Here is a 290-nt window from a genome sequence, read left to right as displayed (position 1 = left end):
ACTGTAAATACATTATTTGATCCTAATAATGGAGGTAATGTAAGAGCTGTTTTTGATTATAAAGGAATGGCATATGCTTGGTTACATAAAGATTGGGCAAAGTTTTCAGGTAGTTTTTTATTTGTAAACAACTCTTATCAGAATTTGGATACCGATGGTCAAACTCCAATAGACGGAACAGTAAACAGACAGACTTTTGGAACACATTTAGTGGCAAAACCTGCTAAAGGACTGAAGGTAGCACTAAATTTATATGCGCAGACAGGAAAATTCACTGAAACTGTTGATTT

General features: G+C 34.1%; 1 pseudogene. It reads left to right on the top strand.

From position 1 onward, the window contains the following. Positions 1 to 290: pseudogene (locus tag Q0975_RS28415) on the top strand (hypothetical protein); the annotation flags it as partial.

The organism is uncultured Aquimarina sp. (genome assembly GCF_947500065.1).
Classification (GTDB): Bacteria; Bacteroidota; Bacteroidia; order Flavobacteriales; family Flavobacteriaceae; genus Aquimarina.
The sequence above is the reverse complement of the archived record's forward strand: the minus strand, read 5'-3'. Positions and strand labels throughout refer to the sequence as shown.